Raw genomic sequence first — 23,889 nt, 5'->3', positions numbered from 1 at the left:
TTTGTGTCGCATGACTACCGTTACGCAAAACAAGACCCCGCACGCGACGTAAAACATGCAGTGCAGGACACGACCCCTGCCCGGCCCCCGGCAACCGGCCCGCGCCAGAAAACACGGCCCGCAGCGGGCACCATCAAGCCCGTCCGGCGCTTGAGGACATCAGTAAGCCGCGCCCACCACCGGGAGGCAGGCGCCCGTCCGGCGATTGAGGACAAAAGCAGGAAGCCGCGCCCCCGCAACGCGTGACCCGCGCCACCGCGCAGCGTCAAGGGTGGGCAGGCCGGTTACCCACGAGTAGCATGGGCGCCAGCAACCGCACCCCTGGAGGAGAGCCATCGTGCCTCGTACCGTCAGGGACGTCGTCTTCGTCGACGGCGTCCGCACCCCGTTCGGCAAGGCGGGCCCCAAGGGCATCTACCACGAGACCCGTGCCGATGATCTCGTCGTGAAGGCCGTCCGGGAGCTGCTGCGCCGCAACCCGGACCTCGACCCCGCCGCCATCGACGAGGTCGCCATCGCCGCCACCACCCAGATCGGCGACCAGGGCCTCACCCTCGGCCGTACCGCCGGGATCCTCGCGGGGCTGCCGCAGTCCGTGCCCGGGTACTCCATCGACCGGATGTGCGCGGGCGCGCTCACCGCCGTCACGACCACCGCCGGGTCGATCGCGTTCGGCGCCTACGACATCGTGATCGCGGGCGGGGTGGAGCACATGGGCCGCCACCCGATGGGCGAGGGCGTCGACCCGAACCCCCGCTTCGTCTCGGAGAAGCTCGTCGACGACTCCGCGCTCTTCATGGGCATGACGGCGGAGAACCTCCACGACCGCTTCCCGCACCTGACGAAGCGGCGGGCGGACGAGTACGCGGTGCGCTCGCAGGAGAAGGCCGCCAAGGCGTACGCCAACGGCAAGATCCAGCAGGACCTGGTGCCGATCTCCGTACGCCGCACCGACCCCGCCGCCGGCGAGACGGGCTGGGGCCTGGCCACCGCCGACGAGCCGATGCGTCCGGGCACGACGCTGGAGATGCTCGCCGGGCTGAAGACGCCCTTCCGCCCGCACGGCCGCGTCACGGCCGGCAACGCCGCGGGCCTCAACGACGGCGCCACCGCCTCCCTCATCGCCGCCGAGGACTTCGCGCGGGAGCACGGCCTGCCGGTCAGGATGCGGCTCGTGTCGTACGCCTTCGCGGGCGTCGAGCCCGAGGTCATGGGGTACGGCCCGATCCCGGCGACGGAGAAGGCGCTCGCCAAGGCGGGCCTGTCGATCTCCGACATCGGTCTGTTCGAGGTCAACGAGGCGTTCGCCGTACAGGTGCTCGCCCTGCTCGACCACTACGGCATCGCGGACGACGACGAGCGCGTCAACCAGTACGGCGGCGCCATCGCGTACGGCCACCCGCTGGCCTCCTCCGGCGTACGGCTGATGACGCAGCTCGCCCGGCAGTTCGAGGAGCAGCCGCACGTCCGCTTCGGTCTGACCACCATGTGTGTCGGCTTCGGCATGGGCGCGACGGTCATCTGGGAGAACCCGCACTTCGACGGAGGCACCAAGTGAGCATCGCCGAACTCCTCAAGGGCGCCGCCGAGTTGTTCCCCGACGAGGTCGTCACCCAGGCGCACGTACGCCACGTGGACCTCCCGGGCGGGGTGGGGCGCTTCGCGCTCGTCACCCTGGACAACGGCTTCGACCACACGAAGCCCACCACCTTCGGCCCCCGTTCGCTGGCGAACATCGACGCCGCGATCGACCAGGTGGAGAAGGAGGCGTCCGAGGGCACGATCGTCGGCGCCGGGGTCACCGGCAAGCCGTTCATCTTCGCCGTCGGCGCCGACCTCAAGGGCCTCGTCGGGGTCAAGACCCTGGAGGACGGCCTCGCGTCCGGCCGCGCGGGGCACGACGTGTTCAAGCGCCTCGCGGGCCTGACCGTCCCGACGTTCGCGTACTACAACGGCGCGGCGATGGGCGGCGGGGTCGAGATCGGCCTCCACTGCACCTACCGCACGGTGTCCGCCGCGACCCCCGCCTTCTCGCTGCCCGAGGTCTTCCTCGGGCTCGTCCCCGGCTGGGGCGGCTGCACGCTGCTGCCGAACCTGATCGGCGCGGACCGCGCGGTCTCGGTGATCATCGAGAACTCGCTCAACCAGAACCGCCAGCTCAAGGGCGGCCAGGTGTACGACCTCGGCATCGCCGACGCGCTCTTCGAGGGCGCCGACTTCCTGGAGCAGTCGCTCCTCTGGACCGCCGCCGTGCTCAAGGGCGAACTGGCCGTCGCACGGCCCGAGGTGGACCGCGGCGAGGCCTGGGACGCGGCCGTGGCGCGCGGCAGGGCGATCGCCGACGCGAAGGTGCACGGCGCGGCCCCGGCCGCGTACCGCGCGCTGGACATCATCGCCGCCGTCAAGGACGGCGACCTCCAGGCGGGCTTCGACGCCGAGGACCGCGCGCTCGCGGAACTGATCCTCAGCGGTGAACTCCGCTCGGGGAACTACGCGTTCAACCTCGTACAGAAGCGCGCGAAGCGGCCCGCCGGAGCGCCGGACAAGAGCCTGGCCCGCCCGGTGACCAAGGTCGGCGTCGTCGGCGCGGGCCTGATGGCCTCGCAGCTGGCGCTGCTGTTCGTACGGCGCCTGGAGGTGCCGGTCGTCCTCACGGACATCGACCAGGAGCGCGTCGACAAGGGCGTGGCGTACGTCCACGCCGAGATCGACAAGCTGCTCCTCAAGTCTCGTATCAACCCGGACAAGTCCAACCAGCTCAAGGCGCTGGTCACGGGTGTGCTGGACAAGGCGGAGGCGTTCTCGGACGCCGACTTCGTCATCGAGGCCGTGTTCGAGGAACTGGGCGTCAAGCAGAAGGTGTTCGCGGAGCTGGAGGCGGTCGCCCCGGCGCATGCCGTCTTCGCGACCAACACCTCGTCCCTGTCGGTCTCCGAGATGGCGTCGAAGCTGAACCACCCGGAGCGGGTGGTCGGTTTCCACTTCTTCAACCCGGTGGCGGTGCTGCCGCTGCTGGAGATCGTGCGCGGGGAGCGGACCGACGAGGCCTCGCTGGCGACGGCGTTCGGCGTCGCGCGCAAGCTCAAGAAGACCGCGGTGCTGGTGAAGGACGCCCCGGCGTTTGTGGTGAACCGCATCCTGACGCGCTTCATGGGCGAGATCCAGAACGTCATCGACGAGGGCACGCCCGTCGCGGTCGCCGAGCGTGCCGTGGAGCCGCTGGGTCTGCCGATGTCGCCGCTGGTGCTGCTGGAGCTGGTGGGCCCGGCGATCGGCCTGCACGTCTCCGAGACCCTGCACGGCGCGTTCCCGGACCGCTTCACGGTGTCGCCGAACCTGGCGGCGGTCGTGAAGGCCGGCAAGCGCGGCTTCTACACGTACGACTCCGGGAAGCCGGAGCTGGACCCGGAGGTCGCCGCGCTGCTCGACCAGGGGGACACCGTCCTCACCGAGGAGCAGACGCGCGACCGGGTGCTGGACGCGGTGGCGCAGGAGATCGGGCTGATGCTGGCCGAGGGTGTCGTCGCGGAGCCCGAGGACATCGACCTGTGCCTGATCACGGGCGCGGGGTGGCCGTTCCATCTGGGCGGCATCACTCCGTACCTGGACCGTGAGGGTGTCTCGGAGCGGGTGAACGGCAAGCGGTTCCTGGCGCCGGGTGTGGCCAGCGTGCCGGTGTAGCGCCGACGCGAACGGGTGAGGGGGCGGGCCGGTACGGGACATCCGTACCGGCCCGCCCGCCGTTTCCCGTGCGGTCCCGCCCGGTGGTCGCTCGGACGGTGGTCGCTCGGACGGTGGTCGCTCGGACGGTGGTCGCTCGGACGGTGGTCGCTCAGACCTGCTTCCAGGCCTCCAGCGCCAGCCCCGGCTCGTCCTTCTGCCGGGTCACCCGCAGCGAGCCGTCCTCGCCCAGGGCCGCCAGGACCACCCGTCCCAGCCCGTCCAGCGCCAGGGCGGGGACGCCGGTGCACGGCTCGCCCGTCGGGGTCCAGTTGAGGCCGGCGTCCTCGGTCTCCGTGGGGTACGCGGCGACCTGCGGGCGGCCGTCCGTGCCCCGCCCGGCCAGGATGGTGCAGTCGAGGCCGTCGATCCGGGTGCGGAGCAGGGCCGGCAGTCCGGTGCCCGCGCCGCCGAGGTCCAGCGGGTCCGTGCCGGGCCGCCAGGCGAGGACCGTGCCGGTGCTGGTGTCGCGCCAGAAGTGGGTCAGCCGGCCGGGCGCCGTGCACAGGCCGGTGACCGCGTCCGCCGACGCCGCCGGCTCGCTGCCCTCCTCGGCCCGCTCCGGCTTCACGTCGAGTTTGGGCCTGCGCCAGTGCGTCATCAGGCCGGGGGCCGCCGCCAGTATCTCGATCTGTCCGTCGTCGGTGATGGCCGCGCCCGCCTCGCCCGTCAGCTTCTCGCCCGTCACCGGGGCGCCGCCCCAGCCGAGCCAGCGGCCGGTGGGCGACTGGTTGCGGTAGGAGAGGTTGCCGTTGCCGTTGCGTACGAACAGGTGCAGCGCGCCCCGCGCGTCGATGACCGCCGTCGGGCGGCCGATCCGCGCGGCGGCCTTCATGTCCTTGGTGTGCGGGGTGCCCAGGGACTGCCAGTCCCGCAGCGCGCGGCCCGTCTGGAACTGCACCGCGTGCACGACGTCCCGGTTCCTCGGCCCGTCGGGGCGCGGGCGTTCCCGTACCCCCAGCAGGTGCACATAGCCCTCGGCGGTCTGGGCGAACGCCAGATGGGGCAACAGGCCCGGGAAGGGCAGCAGTTCGGGACCGGTCCAGCCGGGGCCGCCCGGCAGGGTCTCCGTCCACCGCAGGACGCCGTCCGCCGTCGCGGCGTACGCCGTCAGCCTGTCGTCCTTGCCGCGCAGCAGCCAGCCGGTGGTCATGCCCCGCAGCCGCCTTCCTGGACGCCGATGACACGGATGGGAGCGTTCCGCGGTCGCGGAAAACTCAGTTGGCGACTTTACCCGCCGCCGTCCCCCCGTCCGCCCCCTGGCCCGCGCTCGCCGACGGGTGGTCCGTGACCCGGGCACGGCCCGCGCCTGTGCCAGGCTGCCCGGATGAGGATTCTGCTGGTTGTCGACGCGGCCAACGTGGTCGGTTCGGTCCCCGACGGGTGGTGGCGCGACCGGCGCGGGGCCAACGAACGGCTGCGCGACGCCCTGGTGCCGTACGGCGAGCGGGGGGTGGCCGGCCATCCGGGGCCGGTGGAGACCGTGCTCGTGGTCGAGGGCGCGGCCCGGGGCGTGGAGTCCGTGCCGAGGGTACGGGTCGAGCCGGCGCCGGGCAGCGGCGACGACCGGATCGTGGAGCTGGCGGCGGAGGCCGCGGCGGCGGGCCGCGGCTGTGTGGTCGCCACGGCCGACCGGGAGCTGCGCCGCCGGGTGACGGCGTACGGGGCGTCGTGCGTGGGACCTTCGGCCGTACGTCAGCGGCTTGGTGACGATCCGTCAGAACGCGGCGACGGTACACCGGAAGCCGGTGACGGTACGTAGATCACCGCGCCGTCGACCCGGTCCGGCAGCGGCTCGTAGTGGCGGGCCAGGAAGCGGCGCAGGGTGGGCAGCCGTTCCGGCGCGAAGGGCTTGCCGCGCGAGTCGTCGACGATCAGGGCCGGCGGGTGGGCGCGGAGTTCGGCGGTGAGCGCGGGCCAGGCGCCCGCGACGGCGTACGCCTCGCCGACCCGTGGTCCGTCGCGGCCCCCGCTGTAGTTGGTGAGCAGTCCCGCCGTCAGGTAGCGGCTGGCCGGGGCGCGGTCGGCGAACCAGTACGTCTCGGGGTGTATCCCCCACACCAGCACCCGCTCCGCGGGCGCCGTGCGGGCGCGTACGGCGTCCGCGAGGCGCTGGGCGTGGGCCAGTTCGGGGCGGGGCGCGAGGACGCCCCAGGCGAGGAACAGCGCGCAGGTGCAGGCCGCGGTGGTGAGCGTGGCGGTGAGGCGGTGGCGGGGCAGGAGGTGGAGTCCTTCGGTCGCCAGCAGGACCAGGGGCGGCAGGAGTTGGAGGAAGTAGTGGCCGAAGAAGTGGAAGCCGGTGAGGACGGCGACGGCCGAGGCCGCGAGCCACAGCCACAGGTCGCCGTCGGCGCGCGGGGCCGCCCTGCGCGCGAGGCGCAGCAGGGGCGGGAGCAGGCCCAGGCAGCCGAGGGCGAGGAGGGCGGTGTTGGCCACCGCCCGGAGGAGGACGTGGAGTTCGGAGCCGGTGGGGGTGGCGTACGAGCCGGATCCGGTGACGGTCCAGAAGAGGAGCCCGGACGGGGTGGTGAGCAGGGCGGCGGCGAGGAGGGGCAGGGTGAGTCCGGCCGCGAGGCGGGGCAGCCCGGTGCGGGCGCGCGGGGTGCGGGCGAGCAGCCACAGGACGGGCAGGAGGACGGCTCCGCCGGTCTGTTTCGTGAGCAGCGCCCCGGCGACCGCGAGTCCGGCGGCGCCCCAACGGGCCCTTCCCGCACACCACATGGCGGCCGCGGTGAACGGCAGTATGAAGACCTCGAAGGTGGCGGCCTGGGTGTCCTCGGGGTTGAGGCCGACGGAGACGAGCAGGTACAGCACCCCGGCGGTACGGCCGGCCCGGTCGCCACGGCGGTCGCGCGCGGTGGCGGCGAGGAGCGCGGCGGTGAGCAGGTGGGCGAGGACGGCGAGGGCGCGTACGCCGGTCAGGGTGGAGTCGCCGAGGACGGTGAAGGTGGCTTCGTACAGCCAGGGCAGCAGGGGTGGTTTCCGGTCGACGACGGTGTCGTACAGCACTCCCCCGTCGGCCAGCATCCGGGCCTGGACGGCCAGATAGCCCTCGTCGGGGCTCCACAGCGGGCGGCGGAAGGAGGGCAGCCGGGTGACGAGCGCCAGGAGGGCGAGGAGGGGGAGCAGCCGCCGCCAGTAGCCCGCGGCCCGGTCGCTGGGGTGGTCGGCGCGGGCGCGCGGGCGCGGGACGTTGGGGGTGGCGTCCGGGTCCTGGCCGGTGCGGGGCGGTGGGGGTACGGGGGCGGCGGGCCCCGGGGCTTCCAGGGCGGCGGGCGGCGGCTCGGCGAGCATGCGGGGGCGTACCGCCGTCAGCGGGAGGAGCGGCCGAGGCGGCTGTGCCCTCGTCCGTACACCAGGTAGACCGCGCAACCGACCAGCATCCAGATCCCGAACCGCAGCCACGTCTCGGCGGGCAGGTTGAGCATCAGCCAGAGCGAGGCGAGCACGGACGCGATCGGGACGAACGGCACGAGGGGGGTACGGAACGAGCGGGGCAGGTCGGGCCGTTGGCGGCGCAGCAGGACCACGCCGATCGCGACGACGATGAACGCGAAGAGCGTGCCGATGTTCACCAGGGAGGCCAGTTCGTCGATGGAGGTGAAGCCGGCGACGGCCGCGACGATCGACCCGAGGAGGAGGGTCGAGCGGTAGGGCGTGCCGAAGCGGGGGTGGACGCGGGAGAACGTCATCGGGAGCAGTCCGTCGCGGCTCATGGCGAAGAACACCCGGGTCTGGCCGAGCAGCAGGATCATGCAGACGGAGGTGAGCCCGACGGCGGCGCCGAAGCTGATCAGGCCGGCCCAGAAGGGGTGTCCGACGGATTTGAAGGCGTCGGCGAGGGGCGCGTCGACGGACAGTTCGGTGTACTTCTGCATTCCGGTGACGACGAGCGAGACGGCCACGTACAGCACGGTGCAGATGAGGAGGGAGCCGAGGATGCCGCGCGGGACGTCCCGCTGCGGGTTGCGGGTCTCCTCGGCGGCGGTGGCGACGACGTCGAAGCCGATGAAGGCGAAGAAGACGACGGCCGCGCCGGTGAAGACGCCGAGGACGCCGAAGTCGGTGGGGGTGTAGCCGAAGAGCAGCTGGACGAGGGGCGCCTGGAGGCCGCTGCCGCCACTGGTGCTCTCGGCCGGCGGGACGAACGGCTGGTAGTTGGCGCCCTTGACCAGGAACGCGCCCACGACGATCACGATGAGGACGACGGTGACCTTGACGGCGACGATGACGTTCGTGATGAGCGAGGAGAGCTTCATCCCGGCGACGAGGATGCCGGTCAGGGCGAGCACCAGCAGGCACGCGAGGAGGTCGAAGCCGAAGGTCCCGTCGTGGGTGCCGGACAGGGCGGCGGGGAGGTGGAATCCGGCGGTGTCGAGCAGGGAGCGCAGATAGCCGGACCAGCCGACGGCCACGACCGCGGAGCCCAGGGCCAGTTCGAGGACGAGGTCCCAGCCGATGATCCAGGCGGGCAGTTCGCCGAGGGAGGCGTAGGAGAAGGTGTACGCGGATCCGGCGACCGGCACGGTCGAGGCGAACTCGGCGTAGCAGAGGGCGGCGAGCGCGCACACGACCCCGGCGGTGACGAACGCGAGGGCGGTGGCGGGTCCCGCGGTGTCCCTGGCGACCTTGCCGGTGAGGACGAAGATGCCCGTACCGATGATCACACCGACACCGAAGACGGTGAGGTCCAGGGCGGAGAGGGACTTCTTGAGCGCGAACTCGGGGTCCTCGGTGTCGCGGAAGGACTGCTCGACGGATTTGGTACGGAACATGCCGCTGCCGGCCGGCAGGTCCTTGTTGCCATGCTCCAGATCCTGCTGCGTCCTCATCGGCGTACCTCCGTGCGCGCGTCGCCCCCGGACATGATCGACCCCGGGTACCCCGTAACGGCGTATTTCACACGGGTGGGCCGGTCGGACCGCCTGGATGAGGCGGTCCGACCGGCCCCGGGACCGTCGGATCCGGTACGCGCCCGGCCTGTACGGGCGGGTCCGGGCCGGGTCGCTCAGTCGCGGGCGACCTCGGTGGGCGAGTCCGCCAGCCGGCCGTCCAACTTCGCGACCAGGCCGGTGACCTGACGGGCGATGTCCGGGGCGGTCAGCCCGATCTCGGCGAGGACCTCCTTGCGGGACGCGTGGTCCAGGAAGCGCGGCGGGATGCCGAAGTCCCGCAGCGGTACGTCGACCCCGGCGTCGCGCAGTGCCTGGGCGATCGCCGAACCGACGCCGCCGACGCGGCTGTTGTCCTCGACCGTGACCACCACGCGGTGCTGCTCGGCGAGCGGCACGAGCGCCTCGTCGACGGGCTTGACCCAGCGCGGGTCGACGACCGTCGTCGTGATGCCCTGCTTGTCGAGGAGGCCGGCGATCTCCAGGCACATCGGGGCGAGCGCGCCGACGGAGACCAGCAGCACGTCGGCCGTGCCCTCGTCGGTCGTGCGCAGGAGGTCGATCCCGCCGACCCTGCCGACGGCGGCCACCGCGGGGCCGACCGCGCCCTTCGAGAAGCGGACCACGGTCGGCGCGTCGTCCACGGCGACGGCCTCGCGCAGCTGGGAGCGGACCTGGTCGGCGTCGCGCGGCGCGGCGATGCGCAGGCCGGGGACGCACTGGAGGATCGACATGTCCCACATGCCGTTGTGCGAGGCGCCGTCGGTGCCGGTGACGCCCGCCCGGTCCAGGACGAACGTCACACCGCAGCGGTGCAGGGCGACGTCCATCAGCACCTGGTCGAAGGCGCGGTTGAGGAAGGTCGCGTAGACGGCGAAGACGGGGTGCAGCCCGCCGGTGGCCAGGCCGGCCGCGGAGGTCGCTCCGTGCTGCTCGGCGATGCCGACGTCGTACACCCGGTCGGGGAACGTCTTGGCGAACGCGGCGAGGCCGACCGGCTGGAGCATCGCGGCGGTGATGGCGACGATGTCCTCCCGTTCCGTGCCGAGCTTGACCATCTCCTCGCCGAACACCGAGGTCCAGTCCATCCCCGCGGCGGCGATGGGCAGGCCGGTGTCGGGGTGGATGGGGCCGATGCCGTGGAACCGGTCCGCCTCGTCCTGCTCGGCCGGCTTGTAGCCGCGGCCCTTCTCGGTCAGGCAGTGCACGATGACGGGACCGCCGAAACGCTTCGCCCTCAGGAGCGCGGACTCCAGCGCCTCGATGTCGTGCCCGTCGATCGGGCCGACGTACTTGAGGCCGAGGTCCTCGAACATGCCCTGGGGGGCGATGAAGTCCTTGAGGCCCTTCTTCGCGCCGTGCAGGGTCTCGTACAGCGGCCTGCCGACGACGGGGGTGCGCTCCAGGAGGTCCTTGCCGCGGGCCAGGAAGCGCTCGTAGCCGTCGGTGGTCCGCAGGGTCGCGAGGTGGTTCGCGAGGCCGCCGATGGTCGGCGCGTACGAGCGCTCGTTGTCGTTCACCACGATGACGAGCGGGCGGTCCTTGGCGGCGGCGATGTTGTTCAGCGCCTCCCAGGCCATGCCGCCGGTGAGCGCGCCGTCCCCGATGACGGCGACGACGTGGTCGTCCTTCCTCAGCACCTGGTTGGCCTTGGCGAGTCCGTCCGCCCAGCCCAGCACGGTGGAGGCGTGCGAGTTCTCGATGACGTCGTGGTCGGACTCGGCGCGGGAGGGGTAGCCGGAGAGTCCGCCCTTGCTCTTGAGCCGGGAGAAGTCCTGGCGCCCTGTGAGCAGCTTGTGCACGTAGGACTGGTGGCCCGTGTCGAAGAGGACACGGTCCTTCGGGGACTCGAACACGCGGTGCAGGGCGATGGTCAGCTCGACCACACCGAGGTTGGGTCCGAGGTGGCCACCGGTCTTGGAGACCGCGTCCACGAGAAAGGACCGGATCTCTCCGGCCAACTGCTCCAGCTGCTCCGGGCCGAGCCGGTCCAGATCGCGCGGTCCCCTGATGTGGGTCAGCAACGCCACCCGTGCCTCCTTGGGTTTGAGCTGGTCGAGCTTGCCGATCCGCCGAGTCTAATGTTCCGCTCGCGCACTCCGTGGGCGGGCTGTGCGTTGTATGTCACCCGATCGGCTGTATGTACGTCATATCTGCGGCCCCCGGAACACGGCTGTGCCCGGCACCCAGGGTTCGGGTGCCGGGCACAGGCCCGCGGGAACCGCGGTCAGGCGCGACCCGCGCTCTTCTGGGTCTTACGGGTGACGGCGTCGATGACCACCGTCGCCAGCAGTACCGCGCCGGTGATCATGTACTGGATCGGCGAGGCGATGCCCTGGAGGGCCAGGCCGTACTGGATCGAGACGATGACCAGCACACCGAGCAGTGCGTTCCAGGTGCGGCCACGGCCTCCGAAGAGGCTGGTGCCGCCGATGACGGACGCCGCGATGGCGTTCATCAGGAGGTCGCCCGCGCCGGCGCCCTGGTTCGCCGCCTGGATCTTGGAGGCGAGGAAGAGACCGCCGACGGCCGCGAACGTACCGGCGATCGCGAAGACCGAGATCCGGATCGCCGCGACGTTGATACCGGCGCGCCGCGAGGCCTCGACGCTGCCGCCGAGGGCGAAGACCTTGCGGCCGTACGTGGTGCGGCGCAGGACGAAGTCGGTGACGACCAGCACCACGAGGAAGATCACGACCGCGAGGGGCAGGCCCTTGTTCTGGTTGTAGACGATCGCCACGCCGAAGGCCAGCACCGCGAGCAGCGCCGTACGCAGGACGATCTCGCCGACCGGCCGGGAGGGGACCCCGGCGGCCTCGCGGCGGCGGTTCTCCGTGAACGACGTGAGGAAGAACACCGCCACGGCGACGACGGCGAGGCCGTAGGAGGCCGCCACGTCCGTGAAGTAGTAGGTGGTCATCTTGGCCAGGACACCGTCGTTGGGCAGGTTGATCGTGCCGTCGCTGCCGAGGATCTGGAGCATGAAGCCGTTCCAGAACAGCAGACCGGCCAGCGTCACGGCGAAGGCGGGCACACCGATCTTCGCGAAGACGAAGCCGTGGAGCGCGCCGGCGACCGTACCGGTGACGATGGCGAGCACGAGTGCCAGCCATTCGTTCATGCCGTGGGTGACGCTGAGGACGGCGAAGGCGGCGCCCGCGACACCGCTGACCGAGCCGACCGACAGGTCGATCTCGCCGAGCAGCAGGACGAAGACGATACCGACGGCGATCATGCCCGTGCCGACCATGGCGACGGAGATGTCGGAGAGGTTGCCGGCCGTCAGGAAGTTCGAGTTGAGGCTGGTGAAGATCGCCCAGATGATGATCAGGCCGACGACGACGGGCATGGAGCCCAGGTCGCCCGCGCGGATCTTGCGCTTGAACTCGGAGACGTAACCGCCGAATCCCTGCTCGCGTACGAGGAGCCGCGGGTCGACGACGGTGGACGCGCCCGGCGCGGGCGCCGGGGCGTCGACGGGCGCCGGCGTGGAGGCCTTGTCGATACTCACTTCTGAACCTCCACATTGCGCGACGCACGGCGGGTCACGGCGTTGTCCGTGGCACCGGTGATGGCGGCGATGATCTCTTCCTGCGACGTGGTCTTGACGTCGAAGACGCCGTTGTTCCTGCCGAGCCTGAGCACGGCGACCTTGTCGGCGACGGCCTTGACGTCGGCCATGTTGTGGCTGATGAGGAGGACGGCGAGGCCGCGCTCCCGCAGCCGCTCGACCAGGTCGAGCACCTGGGCCGTCTGCTCGACGCCCAGGGCGGCGGTCGGCTCGTCGAGGATCACGAGCTTGGGCTCGCCGAGCATGGAGCGGGCGATCGCCACGGTCTGGCGCTGGCCGCCGGAGAGGGAGGCGATGGGGATGCGGACGCTGGGTATGCGGATCGACAGCGTGTCGAGGAGCTCGCGTGAGCGGCGCTCCATCTCGACCTCGTTGAGGATGCCCCAGCGGCGGAGTTCCCGGCCGAGGTACAGGTTGCCCACGACGTCGATGTTGTCGGCGAGCGAGAGGTCCTGGTAGACGGTCGCGATGCCCAGGTTCTGGGCGTCGTGCGGCCGGCCGATGGACACCGCGCCGCCTTCCCACTCGATGACGCCGTCATCGATGGGGTGCACACCGGCGATGGTCTTCACCAGCGTTGATTTTCCGGCGCCGTTGTCGCCCACGAGGGCGAGCACCTCACCGGAGTGGACCTCAAGCTCTACATCGGTGAGCGCCTGGACGGCACCGAATCGCTTGGAGACCCCTCGCAACGCCAACACGGGCGTAGCGGTCACATGAACCATCTCCTTCGCCGCCTGACCGGCGGGGATGCCGCACCTGGGGGAGGCGCGGAGGTCGAGCAGAAGAGAACAGACGAAGAGGGCCGCGGGAGCCGGCGGCCTGGGGTGAGGTTCCGTCCGGCACCCCGCCCCGGCTGCGGGGCTGTTGATGGGCGGGGTGCCGGACAGGCTTTTTCACCGGGAGCAGGTCACCGGGCGGACCCGGTACGGACCTACTTCACGCCGGCGGCGTCACAAGCGGCCTTGTACTGCGCGGTGCAGATCTCCTGGACCGAGTACAGGCCGTCCTTGATGACGGTGTCGTTGATGTTGGCCTTGGTCAGCGAGACGACCGGGACCAGCACCGACGGCACGCCCTTGGTGGTGGGGCTGTCGACCGTGGTCTTGGTGACCGAGTCGAGCTTCTCGCCCTTGGCCAGCGCGACCGCCATCTGCGCGGCGATGTCCGCTTCCTGGCCGTACGGCTTGTAGACACTCATGAACTGCGTGCCCGAGACGATGCGCTGCACGCCCGCGAGCTCGGCGTCCTGGCCGGTGACGGGGGGCAGCGGCTTGATGCCGGCGCCGGTGAGGGCGGTGATGATACCGCCGGCCATGCCGTCGTTGGCGGAGTAGACCCCGACGATGTTCTTCTTGCCGAGGGCCGAGATCGCCGCCTCCATGTTGGCGTTGGCGTTCTCCGGCTTCCACTCCTTGGTGTCGTACTCCTTGCCGATCTTCACCTTGCCGTCGAGCACCGAATGGGCGCCCTTCTTGAACAGGGCGGCGTTCGGGTCGGTGACGGCGCCGTTCATCATGACGATGTCGCCCTTGGAGGCCTTGTCGCCCAGCTCGTCCAGGAGCGCCTGGCCCTGGACCTTGCCGACCTCTTCGTTGTCGAAGGAGGTGTAGGCGTCGATCGGGCCCTCGGCCAGACGGTCGTAGGCGACGACGGGGATGCCGGCGTCCTTGGCCTTCTGGACCGAGCCGGCTATGGCCTTGGAGTCCACCGCGTCCACGATCAGCACGTTCACCTTGTTGGTGATCATCGCGTCGACCTGCTGGTTCTGCACCGACGCATCCTGCTTGGCGTTGGCGTAGACGATGCTGGCCTTGCCGTTGGTGAGTTCCTTGATCTTCTTCTCGATCAGCGGCCGGTCGAGCTTCTCGTACCGCGCGGTCTGGTTCTCCGGAAGGAGAAGCCCGACCTTGATCGCGTCCGTCTTGACGGTCTTGGGGGCGTCCGCCTTGTCGCCGGACTCCTTGGCACTACCACAGGCGGCGAGAGACACAGCCATCGCGGTGGCTGCTGCGGCCACGGCGGCACGACGCATATTCGCGTTCACTTCAGAAACCTCCCTGACGAGGCCGCGTCGTTGCGGCCGAGGTGGCTGGAAGTCAACTCGCCCCTGAGGCCGACGTCAAGGAGTAAATCCTTAACGAGATGACAACGGTGCCATTTGTTATCTAAGTGAAGGCAGGCGTGGCGACCGGCAAAGCGTTCTCAATTAGGGACGAATCGCCCATTTCGCTCAGGACCAGGGCCAGCGCGCCCAGCACTTCCGCCCGGCTGCCGAGCGCCCCCGGGAGCACCGAGAGCTGTCGCGCCGCGCTCGGGATCGCGTACCGGGAGACCGACTCCCTTATCGGCCCGAGCACCAGCTCCCCAGCCTCCGCCAGATCACCGCCGAGCACCACCCGGCTGGGGTTCAGGAGGTTGCAGAGATTGGCCACCCCGCTGCCGATGTGACGGCCCACGTCCCCCACCACCCGGCGGCAGCCAGGGTCGCCGTCCCTGGCGAGCTGGACCACCCGTTCCATGGTGAGGTCGGCGCCGTGGCTCGACTGGAGGAGGGGGAGTACGTAACGGGCCGCCGTGAAGGTCTCCAGGCAGCCCCGGTTCCCGCAGCGGCAGACCGGCCCCGACTCGTCCAGCGTGATGTGCCCGATCTCCCCCGCCGTACCGCCGGGCCCCCGGTAGATCTGGCCGTCTATGACCAGTCCCGCGCCGACCCCGCTGGCGACCTTGATGTACGCCAGGTCCCTGACCCCGCGCCCGCTCCCCCACACCAGCTCGCCCAGCGCGCCGAGGTTGGCGTCGTTGTCGACGTACACCGGCACCCCCAGGCGCGCGGCCAGTTCCTCGCTGGGGTTGATCCCCGTCCAGCCCGGCAGGATCGAGGTGGAGCCGAGCGTGCCCGACTCGACGTCGATGGGTCCCGGCACGCCGAGGCCCACGCCGATCACCTTCTGGCGGTTGACGCCGGTGGTCACGATCAGCCGCTCGACCAGTTCCTCGGCCCGGCCGAAACCCTGCGCCGAGGAGGCGTCCACGTCCAGTGGCTCGGACTCCTCCGCGAGCACCTGGTGCGCCAGATTCCCCACGGCCACCCGCAGATGGGTGTGTCCGAAGTCGACTCCGATGACGATGCCGGCGTCCCCGCTGAGCGAGACGCTGCGGGCCCGGCGGCCGCCCGCGGAGGTGGGCGTCACCTCGACGGTGCCGCCGTCCTTCAGCTCCCGGACGATGTTGGAGACGGTCGCCGCCGACAGGCCTGTGCTCCTGGCGATCTCCGCCTGGGTGAGCGCGCCCGCCATGCGTACCGCACGTACGACCCTTTCGAGGTTGGCCCGGTGCAGCGACGACTGCGACCCTGGAGTCTCCACGACTCATCCACTCCCGCCCTTGGCGGACGGCACGACGACCGTCCCCCGGCCGGGGTCGCGCCAATGAGACCCCGACGTATCTCCAACTTGTGAAGCCTAAGCTCAGCCTTTCGGGCGGTCCCCCGTCAAGACCTTGAACGGGGCGGGACCGTCGCCGAGTTCACGGAGCGACCGGGTCCGACCACCTCTGATCCGGCGTCGGATCATGCGGCGCCTGGGCCGCGTGACCTTGGGCCCCGGCCCGCCGGGGAGCGTTTCCCTTCTGTCCTTCCCGGCCCGGTGGCCGGTTCCAGCGGCGATATTCGGACACCGAAGGAGACATATCCCTCACGCGGGGCACGCCTGTACGGGGACAGCGGGAAGGGCCCCGGCGTCTGCCGGGGCCCTTCCACCGCGTCACGGGTACGGATGCTGTACGGATGCGGAACCGTTATCTCCGCCCTCGGAACCGTTACTTGAGCGTGACCGCTACTTGAGCGCGCCCGCCGTCAGCCCGGCCACCACCTGGCGCTGGAAGATGATGTAGGCCCCCAGCACCGGGAGCATCGCCATCACGAGGCCGGCGAAGAGACCGGACCAGTCCCCCTTGTAGCCCTGGCTGCTCGCGAGCTGGACGAGCCCCTGGGTGAGGACCTTCTTGTCCGGGTCGGTGTTGAGCACCGTCGGCAGCAGGTACTGGTTCCACTGGCCGAGGAAGTTGAAGATGCCGACGCTGATCAGGCCGGGCTTGGCCATCGGCAGCATCACCTGGAAGAACGTCCGCGTGTGCGAGGCCCCGTCGATGATCGCCGCTTCCGCGACCGACGTGGGCAGCGTCTTGAAGAACGACGTCAGGAAGAACACCGTGAACGGCAGCGAGTAGGCGATGTACACCAGGATCAGGCCGTGGATGGTGTTCAGCAGGCCCAGGTTGTTCATGACGTAGAACAGCGGCACGAGCGCCAGGATGACCGGGAAACTCATCCCGCCCACGAACAGGAAGTAGATGAAGCGGTTGCCCGGGAACTCGAAGCGTGCCAGGACGTACGCGGCCATCGAGCCGAGCAGCAGCGTGCCGACGAGCGAACCGGCCACCACCAGGATGGTGTTGAGGAAGTAGTCGCTCATGTGCGCCTGGGTCCAGGCCCGCGACCAGTTCTCGAAGTGCAGCTTGTCCGGCAGCGCCCACGGCGAGGTCAGGATCGACTTGTCGTCCTTGAAGGACGTCATCACCGCCCAGAGCAGCGGCAGCACGACCAGCACGGCCCAGATGACCAGGACGCCGTGCGAGAAGACGTTGAGGACGCCGCCGCTGCGGTCCTTGCCGGACGGGGCCGCCAGCTTCTTGACGACCGGCCGCGCCTCGACGGTCTCGGCGGGAGGAGGAGGGGTGTCAGTGGTCTTCATCAGAACTCCAGCCGCTCACGCCGACCCAGCCGCATCACGACGGCGGAGAAGATCAGTGTGACGATGAGAAGGGCGACGCCGATCGTGGTCGCGTATCCGGCCTGACCGTCACGGAACGCCTTCTGGTAGACGAGCAACGTCAGCACACTGGTGGAACCGTCCGGCCCGCCCGGGCCGACGGTGATGATCTGGACGACGGCGAACGACTCCGCGCCCAGGGCGAGGATGCCCATGTAGACCCAGCCCGACTGCACGGTGTCCCAGAGCAGCGGCAGGGTGATGCGGAAGAACGTGGTGACCCGGCTGGCGCCGTCCAGCAGCGCCGCCTCGTAGAAGTCCTTCGGGATGGAGGCCATGCCCGCGGAGAACAGGACGACGAAGAAGCCGACCTGGCTCCAGACCAGGACGGCCATCACGCACCACAGCGCGAGATCCGGGTCGCCCAGCCACTCCGGCTGGACACTGCCCAGGCCCACCCCGCTGAGGGCGGAGTTGATCAGGCCGCTGTTCGGGTTGTACGCGAACTGGAAGAGCAGCGCGACGATCGCGATCGAGAGCACCTGCGGGAAGAAGTAGACGATCTTGTAGAAGGCGGAGCCCTGGACCCCGGCGATCGCCGCTCCCTTTTTACGGCGTCCTCCCACGTTCAGCATGAACGAGAAGAACAGCGCGAGACCCAGCACGACGACGGGCAGCAGCAGCGCCAGGAGAACGCTGTGCTGCAACGACTTCCAGAAGGTGTCGTCGTCCAGCAGACGGGAATAGTTCCCGAAGCCGACCATCTTGAAGTCGGGGCTCAGACCGGTCCAGTCCGTGAACGAATAGTAGATGGACTGAATGAATGGCCAAATGACGAAAATGGTGTACATCGCCAAGGGGACCACCAAAAATCCCACGATGAACCGGTACTTGCCGTGTTGCATGTCTCCCGACCCCGAATCCTCGGCGGGTGCCGCCGTACTGCTTGGGGAACCGGAAGCCCCGGTGGGGCTTCCGGTCACGTCCGCTCCTACTGGTGCTTGTAGTGCTTGATCGAGGTGTCCTTGGCGGCTTCGTCGGCGAAGCCCTGGGCCTTCTTGACGGCCTCGGCCGGCGTGATGCGGCCGGCCATCAGCTCACCGAGGACGCCGGTACCGATCTTCTCCTTCTGGAGAGCCACGTACCAGTCCTGGAGCCGCGGGTTGAGCACGTTGTCACCCGCGAGCTTCAACGCGTCGACACCCGACTGCATCGCGGTCGAGAGGGTCAGCCCGTCCGTGCCGCCGTTGTACGCGCTCAGGGACTTCACCTTGGTGGTGAAGTTCTTCGACGCGGCCTCGCTCAGCATGACGCGCAGCTGCTCCATGCCACCCTGCGGGTTCGCGGCCTTCGCCGGTACGATGAACGGCTCACCGCCGCCCGCCCAGATGGTGCCGAACGGCAGCTTGTCCGAGCTGTCCAGGCTGGACGGCGCGGCCACCTTCATCTGGAAGTCCTTCGGCGTGGTCTTCGCCGCCTCGTTCTCCACCCAGGAGCCGTTCGGGATGAACAGCGCCTTGCCCTCGGTCCACGCGGTCTGCGACTGGATGTGGTCGATACCGGGGGTGCCCTTGAGGATGTAGCCCTTCTTGTACAGCTCGTAGTACGCCTCGAAGGCGGACTTCACGGCCGGGTTCTTCCAGGCGTTGGGCTCGAGGTTGTCGATCGCGTCGAGGACCTCGCGGCCACCGATCTTGCCGATGAACGGGTACAGCGAGAACGGGATGTAGTACGGGTACTTGCCCGCGTACGTCCAGCCGGCGATGCCCTTCTTCTTGGCCTTCGCGCAGAGGGCCAGCATCGCGTCCCAGTCCTGGGGGTACTCCGCGTCGAGGTTGTCGAGCGCGGTCTGCGAGTACCACACGCCGTACACGGTGTAGGCGTAGTTCATGATCCAGACGGGCTCGCCGTCGTACTGGCCCATCTCGACGATGCCGGGCCGCAGGGTGTCGCGGACCTTCTTCGCCGGGTCGTCGATCGACGGCGCGTCGAGCAGCGGCGTGAGGTCGGTCAGCTGCTTCTTGCCGACCAGGACGCCCATGTCCATCTGCTCGGCGCCCGAGTTGTCGATCAGGTCCGGCGGGGTGCCGCCGTTGAACCGGGGCGACAGCTCGGACTGGATCTTCTGCGTCGAAGAAAACTTGACCTTCGCCTTCGGGTACGCCTTCTCGAACAGCGCGACCGAGTCCTTCGCGTACTCCGTACCGAACCCTCCGTCGAACAGGACGAAGTCGAGCGGCGCCGTCTCGTTCACCCCGAGCGGGTTCTGCGCGGACGTCTTGCCCTTCTCGACCTTCTTGTCGGTCCCGCTGTCGCTGCTCGCGCACGAAGCCAGGAAGCCCATCGTCGGGACCGTGATCAGGCCGATCGCCGCGGATCGCTTGATCACGTCTCGACGGCCGAGGCCCTCGTTGGTGTGCTGAGCGGAGGTGGATCCCATGCTCAAGTCCTCGCCTTCTCCAGGACTCAGGCGGTGTACCGGTCGCCCGTCCTTCTCGTCTGAGGCGAAGGGCCCCGCCACCGCGGTCAAATGAAGCTGGGTCGTGCAGGATTGTGATGCTCGAATACAGAGAGAACGGCCTGAATGGCCGGTCGGATGCGGGCAGAGCCCTCCCCGCCGTCCCCGGTTCCCCCTGATCCGCCCGCCGCTTGAAACCTCGCGGGCCGGTGTCCGACAGGTATAGTCCACTTGCCGCCGGGGGAGCAAGATCGAAAGCAGGTTTGGACGGGAGTCTTTCCCTAGTTGAGACCTCGCGGATATGTGAGCCGGTGGTGTCCTCATTCGACCACGACGGCGTCTTCGAAATGACCGAGTCTCAGCCACTCCCGTCACCGACACACCTCCAACACCCTTGACACCACCCCGCAGTTGCCTCCTACTGGACCGCGCGCGTCTTGTTTGACAACGTTGTCCGGCATGGTTTCGCAGGAGGAAACTCGGTATGCAGGAGAGATCCGCCCCCCGGCGCAGGCGATGGCATGCGGCCGCCCTCGTGGCGACCGCGTCGCTGCTCGTCATGACGGCTCCGGCCGCCGCCACCGCCCAGACCGCCCGGCCGACTCCGGCGGAAAGGGAATTCACCTCCTCTTTCGAGGCGGACGAATCCCAGCCGGACTGGCGCAACACCGTAGAAGTCGGACCCGGCGGCGAGAAACGGGCATCGGGGGTCGACGGCGGCTTCAACGCCGGTATCCCCGGAAATGTCACGGACCAGGTGACCGAGGTCCGCGCCAGCGCCGAGAACACGGGCGGGGGCGAGACCAAGGAGAACCTGGTCGACGTCACCCCTGGCACGAAGTGGCTCGCCTTTGAGTCGACCGCCTGGCTCGAATTCGACCTGGCGGAACCGGTCAAGGTCGTCACGTACGCCCTGACCTCGGCGAACGACCACGCGGAGCGCGATCCCGCGGACTGGACGCTCCAGGGTTCGGCCGACGGCAAGGAGTGGAAGGACCTTGACGCCCGTACCGGCGAGACCTTCGCGGAACGCTTCCAGACCAAATCATACGAATTCGACAATCCCACCGCCTACGCGCACTACCGGCTGAACATCGCCGCGAACGACGGCGGTTCCGGCATCACCCAGCTGGCGGACGTCCAGTTCTCCGACGGGGACACCACCCCGCCGGCTCCCGCCGAGATGCGCACGCAGGTCGACCGCGGCCCGTCCGGCTCCCCGACCGCCAAGTCCGGCGCCGGGTTCACCGGCACCCGGGCGCTCAAGTACGCCGGTACGCACCAGCCCGAGGGCCGCGCGTACTCGTACAACAAGGTCTTCGACGTCAACACGGCGGTACGGCGCGACACCGCGCTCTCGTACCGGATCTACCCGTCCCTCCCGGAGACGGACCTCAACTACCCGGCGACCAACGTCGCCGTGGACCTGGCCTTCACGGACGGCACGTACCTCAGCGACCTCAAGGCGCTCGACTCGCACGGCGGGCTGCTGACGCCGCAGGGCCAGGGCGCCGCCAAACGCCTGTACGTCAACCAGTGGAACCAGGTCGACGCCCGGATCGGCTCGGTCGCCGCCGGCAAGACCGTCGACCGCGTGCTGGTGGCGTACGACGCCCCCAAGGGCCCCGGGAAGTTCCAGGGCTGGATCGACGACATCACCCTGGCGCCCAAGGCGCCGGAGAAGCGGCTCGCGCACCTGTCGGACTACGCGTCCACGGTCCGCGGGACCAACTCCAGCGGGTCGTTCTCGCGCGGCAACACCTTCCCGGCGACCGCCGTGCCCAACGGCTTCAACTTCTGGACGCCGGTGACCAACGCCGGTTCGGACAGCTGGCTGTACGAATACGCCCGCGCGAACAACGCCGACAACCTGCCCACGCTCCAGGCGTTCAGCGCCAGCCACGAGCCGAGCCCCTGGATGGGCGACCGGCAGACCTTCCAGCTGATGCCGTCCGTCGCGGCCGGCGTCCCGGACCCGGACCGCGCCGAGCGGGCGCTGCCCTTCCGGCACGAGAACGAGACCGCGAAGCCGCACTACTACGGCGTCACGTTCGAGAACGGCCTCAAGGCCGAGATGACCCCGACCGACCACGCGGCCATGATGCGCTTCACGTACCCCGGTGACGACGCCGGCATCGTGTTCGACAATATTTCGAACGCGGGTGGGCTGACCCTCGATCCGGCGACCGACTCCTTCACCGGCTTCTCGGACGTCAAGAGCGGTCTGTCGACCGGCGCCACCCGGCTTTTCGTATACGGCGTCTTCGACGCACCCGTCACGGCGAGCGGCAAGCTCACCGGCGGCGGGCGTGACGACGTCACCGGCTACCTGCGCTTCGACGCGGGAGCGGACCGTACCGTCGGACTGCGCCTCGCCACCTCGCTGATCAGCGTCGACCAGGCGAAGAAGAACCTCGCCGACGAGATCCCCGCCGGCACCCGCTTCGAGAAGGTCGAGAGCGGCGCACAGCGGGCGTGGGACTCCCTGCTGGGCCGGATCGAGGTGGAGGGCGCGGACCACGACCAGCTGACGTCCCTGTACTCCAGCCTCTACCGGCTCTACCTGTACCCGAACTCGGGCTTCGAGAACACCGGTACGAAGTCCCGGCCGAAGCAGCAGTACGCCAGCCCCTTCTCGCCGCAGACCGGTCCCGACACGCCGACGCAGACCGGCGCGAAGATCGTGGACGGCGAGGTCTACGTCAACAACGGCTTCTGGGACACCTACCGGACGACGTGGCCCGCGTACTCCTTCCTCACCCCGAAGAAGGCCGGGAAGCTGGTCGACGGCTTCGTCCAGCAGTACAAGGACGGCGGCTGGATCTCCCGCTGGTCCTCCCCCGGGTACGCCGACCTGATGACCGGCACCAGCTCGGACGTGGCCTTCGCCGACGCGTACGTCAAGGGCGTCGACTTCGACGCGGAGACGGCGTACGAGGCGGCGCTCAAGAACGCGACCGTGGCGCCCCCCATGTCGGGGGTGGGCCGCAAGGGCATGGAGACGTCGCCGTTCCTCGGCTACGCGTCCACGGAGACCCACGAGGGCCTGTCCTGGTCGCTGGAGGGCTACCTCAACGACTACGGCCTGGCGGAGATGGGCCAGGCGCTCTACAAGAAGACGAAGAAGGCGCGCTACAAGGAGGAGTCCGCGTACTTCCTCAACCGCGCCCAGAACTACGTCTCGCTCTTCGACACCCAGGCCGGCTTCTTCCAGGGCCGTAACCTCAAGGGCGACTGGCGGGTGCCGTCGGCCACCTACGACCCGCGGATCTGGGGGTACGACTACACCGAGACGAACGGCTGGGGCTACGCCTTCACCGCGCCGCAGGACAGCCGCGGTCTGGCCAACCTGTACGGCGGCCGGGCCGGGCTCGGCGAAAAGCTCGACACGTACTTCTCGACGCCGGAGACGGCCGGCGCCGAGTTCGTCGGCTCGTACGGCGGGGTCATCCACGAGATGACGGAGGCGCGCGACGTCCGGATGGGCATGTACGGCCACTCCAACCAGGTCGCCCACCACGTCACGTACATGTACAACGCGGCCTCGCAGCCGTGGAAGACGCAGGAGAAGGTCCGCGAGGTCCTTTCCCGGCTCTACACCGGCAGCGAGATCGGCCAGGGCTACCACGGCGACGAGGACAACGGCGAGCAGTCGGCGTGGTACCTCTTCTCCTCCCTCGGCTTCTACCCGCTGGTGATGGGCAGCGGGGAGTACGCGATCGGCTCGCCGCTCTTCACGAAGACGACGGTGCACCTGGACAACGGCCGCGACCTGGTCGTCAAGGCGCCGAAGAACAGCGCCAAGAACATCTACGTACAGGGGCTGAAGGTCAACGGCAAGACCTGGAACTCCACGTCCCTGCCGCACGACGTGCTGGAAAAGGGCGGCGTGCTGGAGTTCGCCATGGGCTCCAGGCCCTCCACGTGGGGCACGGGCGCGAACGCGGCGCCGGTCTCGATCACGAAGGACGACAAGGTGCCGGCGCCCCGCACGGACGCGCTGACCGCGTCGGGCCCGCTCTTCGACAACTCCTCCCGCACGGAGGCCCCCGTCGAGTCGGTGGACCTGCCGGTGGCCACGTCCACCCGGGCCGTGCAGTACACGCTGACCTCGGCGAAGGCCCGGACGGCGCCGACCGGCTGGCGGCTGGAGGGCTCGGCCGACGGCACGACGTGGACGACGCTGGACACGCGGGCGGGTGAGACCTTCACGTGGGACAAGCAGACGCGGGCGTTCACGGTGCCGCGTCCGGGGGCGTACGCGCACTACCGGCTGGTGACGGACGGCCAGGCGGCGCTGGCGGAGGTGGAGCTGCTGCGCTGACGCGCGGGAGGACGGAGCCTCCGGGCCAGGACGGGCCATCGGCACACGCCGGTGGCCCGTCCGGCGTTTTCGGGGGGGGCCTTGTCGTCGGCGGCCCTTCGGGTGGCGGGCGGCTCCCGTCCGGCGCAGGCTGGAAGTGGTGTGCTTCCACA

At 69.7% G+C, this 23,889-nt stretch carries 15 protein-coding genes; 4 read left to right on the top strand and 11 right to left on the bottom strand.

Features of this window, described 5'->3' with window-relative positions:
• Window positions 1-337 precede the first annotated feature (337 nt).
• Together ACIODU_RS17165 and ACIODU_RS17160 are read left to right on the top strand one after the other, a co-directional pair.
• On the top strand, window positions 338-1,558 hold the full coding sequence (locus tag ACIODU_RS17165) for a thiolase family protein (RefSeq protein WP_401768265.1): 1,221 nt from the start codon (window positions 338-340) through the stop codon (window positions 1,556-1,558).
• Window positions 1,555-3,681, top strand: a complete 2,127-nt coding sequence (locus ACIODU_RS17160) for a 3-hydroxyacyl-CoA dehydrogenase NAD-binding domain-containing protein (protein ID WP_401768263.1) — start codon at window positions 1,555-1,557, stop codon at window positions 3,679-3,681. The genes ACIODU_RS17165 and ACIODU_RS17160 overlap by 4 nt, the downstream gene beginning before the upstream one ends.
• Window positions 3,682-3,832: 151 nt before the next feature.
• On the opposite strand, the gene ACIODU_RS17155 is transcribed toward ACIODU_RS17160, so the two are convergent.
• Window positions 3,833-4,873, bottom strand: a complete 1,041-nt coding sequence (locus ACIODU_RS17155) for a hypothetical protein (RefSeq protein ID WP_401768261.1) — start codon at window positions 4,871-4,873, stop codon at window positions 3,833-3,835.
• Window positions 4,874-5,047: 174 nt separating this feature from the next.
• On the opposite strand from ACIODU_RS17155, the gene ACIODU_RS17150 reads away from it, so the two are divergent.
• Window positions 5,048-5,482, top strand: a complete 435-nt coding sequence (locus tag ACIODU_RS17150) for an NTP pyrophosphohydrolase (protein WP_401768259.1) — start codon at window positions 5,048-5,050, stop codon at window positions 5,480-5,482.
• Here ACIODU_RS17150 and ACIODU_RS17145 read toward each other — a convergent pair.
• The 10 genes from ACIODU_RS17145 to ngcE all read right to left on the bottom strand — a co-directional run bounded on the left by ACIODU_RS17145 (window position 5,416) and on the right by ngcE (window position 19,395).
• A complete protein-coding gene (locus tag ACIODU_RS17145) occupies window positions 5,416-7,014 on the bottom strand; it encodes a glycosyltransferase family 39 protein (RefSeq protein WP_401768258.1) in 1,599 nt (532 codons plus the stop codon). The genes ACIODU_RS17150 and ACIODU_RS17145 overlap by 67 nt on opposite strands.
• A gap of 17 nt (window positions 7,015-7,031) precedes the next feature.
• Complete coding sequence (locus ACIODU_RS17140) at window positions 7,032-8,552, bottom strand: amino acid permease (protein WP_401768256.1); 1,521 nt, start codon at window positions 8,550-8,552, stop codon at window positions 7,032-7,034.
• Between the two features lie 176 nt (window positions 8,553-8,728).
• Complete coding sequence (dxs, locus tag ACIODU_RS17135) at window positions 8,729-10,642, bottom strand: 1-deoxy-D-xylulose-5-phosphate synthase (RefSeq protein WP_401768254.1); 1,914 nt, start codon at window positions 10,640-10,642, stop codon at window positions 8,729-8,731.
• Between the two features lie 197 nt (window positions 10,643-10,839).
• On the bottom strand, window positions 10,840-12,123 hold the full coding sequence (locus ACIODU_RS17130) for an ABC transporter permease subunit (RefSeq protein ID WP_356431053.1): 1,284 nt from the start codon (window positions 12,121-12,123) through the stop codon (window positions 10,840-10,842).
• On the bottom strand, window positions 12,120-12,908 hold the full coding sequence (locus tag ACIODU_RS17125; RefSeq protein WP_161311885.1) for an ATP-binding cassette domain-containing protein: 789 nt from the start codon (window positions 12,906-12,908) through the stop codon (window positions 12,120-12,122). The genes ACIODU_RS17130 and ACIODU_RS17125 overlap by 4 nt, the downstream gene beginning before the upstream one ends.
• A 209-nt stretch (window positions 12,909-13,117) precedes the next feature.
• Window positions 13,118-14,218, bottom strand: a complete 1,101-nt coding sequence (locus tag ACIODU_RS17120; protein WP_356431100.1) for a sugar ABC transporter substrate-binding protein — start codon at window positions 14,216-14,218, stop codon at window positions 13,118-13,120.
• Between the two features lie 133 nt (window positions 14,219-14,351).
• Window positions 14,352-15,551: an ROK family transcriptional regulator gene (locus tag ACIODU_RS17115; RefSeq protein WP_356431055.1), complete on the bottom strand. Its 1,200-nt coding sequence runs from the start codon at window positions 15,549-15,551 to the stop codon at window positions 14,352-14,354.
• A 468-nt stretch (window positions 15,552-16,019) separates the two neighbouring features.
• The gene (locus tag ACIODU_RS17110) at window positions 16,020-16,937 is read right to left on the bottom strand and encodes a carbohydrate ABC transporter permease (protein WP_356431057.1); all 918 of its coding nucleotides are present in this window, start codon (window positions 16,935-16,937) and stop codon (window positions 16,020-16,022) included.
• Complete coding sequence (locus ACIODU_RS17105) at window positions 16,937-17,860, bottom strand: sugar ABC transporter permease (protein WP_356431059.1); 924 nt, start codon at window positions 17,858-17,860, stop codon at window positions 16,937-16,939. Before ACIODU_RS17105 ends, ACIODU_RS17110 begins: the two co-directional genes overlap by 1 nt.
• 86 nt (window positions 17,861-17,946) lie before the next feature.
• The gene (gene ngcE / locus ACIODU_RS17100) at window positions 17,947-19,395 is read right to left on the bottom strand and encodes an N-acetylglucosamine/diacetylchitobiose ABC transporter substrate-binding protein (protein WP_356431060.1); all 1,449 of its coding nucleotides are present in this window, start codon (window positions 19,393-19,395) and stop codon (window positions 17,947-17,949) included.
• Window positions 19,396-19,897: 502 nt separating this feature from the next.
• On the opposite strand from ngcE, the gene ACIODU_RS17095 reads away from it, so the two are divergent.
• Complete coding sequence (locus ACIODU_RS17095; protein WP_401768250.1) at window positions 19,898-23,737, top strand: GH92 family glycosyl hydrolase; 3,840 nt, start codon at window positions 19,898-19,900, stop codon at window positions 23,735-23,737.
• The last annotated feature ends 152 nt before the right edge of the window (window positions 23,738-23,889 follow it).

This window comes from Streptomyces sp. NPDC088261, from assembly GCF_044740805.1.
In the GTDB taxonomy this organism is placed as follows: domain Bacteria; phylum Actinomycetota; class Actinomycetes; order Streptomycetales; family Streptomycetaceae; genus Streptomyces.
This window is presented reverse-complemented; position numbering and strand designations above follow the sequence as displayed.

What these genes read in the sequence shown, in the direction of transcription:
- ACIODU_RS17155 (WP_401768261.1), bottom strand. Translation starts at nt 4,873, where the DNA reads ATGACCACCGGCTGGCTGCTGCGCGGCAAGGACGACAGGCTGACGGCG.
- ACIODU_RS17150 (WP_401768259.1), top strand. Translation starts at nt 5,048, where the DNA reads ATGAGGATTCTGCTGGTTGTCGACGCGGCCAACGTGGTCGGTTCGGTC.
- ACIODU_RS17145 (WP_401768258.1), bottom strand. Translation starts at nt 7,014, where the DNA reads ATGCTCGCCGAGCCGCCGCCCGCCGCCCTGGAAGCCCCGGGGCCCGCC.
- ACIODU_RS17140 (WP_401768256.1), bottom strand. Translation starts at nt 8,552, where the DNA reads ATGAGGACGCAGCAGGATCTGGAGCATGGCAACAAGGACCTGCCGGCC.
- ACIODU_RS17125 (WP_161311885.1), bottom strand. Translation starts at nt 12,908, where the DNA reads ATGGTTCATGTGACCGCTACGCCCGTGTTGGCGTTGCGAGGGGTCTCC.
- ACIODU_RS17120 (WP_356431100.1), bottom strand. Translation starts at nt 14,218, where the DNA reads ATGCGTCGTGCCGCCGTGGCCGCAGCAGCCACCGCGATGGCTGTGTCT.
- ACIODU_RS17110 (WP_356431057.1), bottom strand. Translation starts at nt 16,937, where the DNA reads ATGAAGACCACTGACACCCCTCCTCCTCCCGCCGAGACCGTCGAGGCG.
- ACIODU_RS17105 (WP_356431059.1), bottom strand. Translation starts at nt 17,860, where the DNA reads ATGCAACACGGCAAGTACCGGTTCATCGTGGGATTTTTGGTGGTCCCC.
- ngcE (WP_356431060.1), bottom strand. Translation starts at nt 19,395, where the DNA reads ATGGGATCCACCTCCGCTCAGCACACCAACGAGGGCCTCGGCCGTCGA.
- ACIODU_RS17095 (WP_401768250.1), top strand. Translation starts at nt 19,898, where the DNA reads ATGCAGGAGAGATCCGCCCCCCGGCGCAGGCGATGGCATGCGGCCGCC.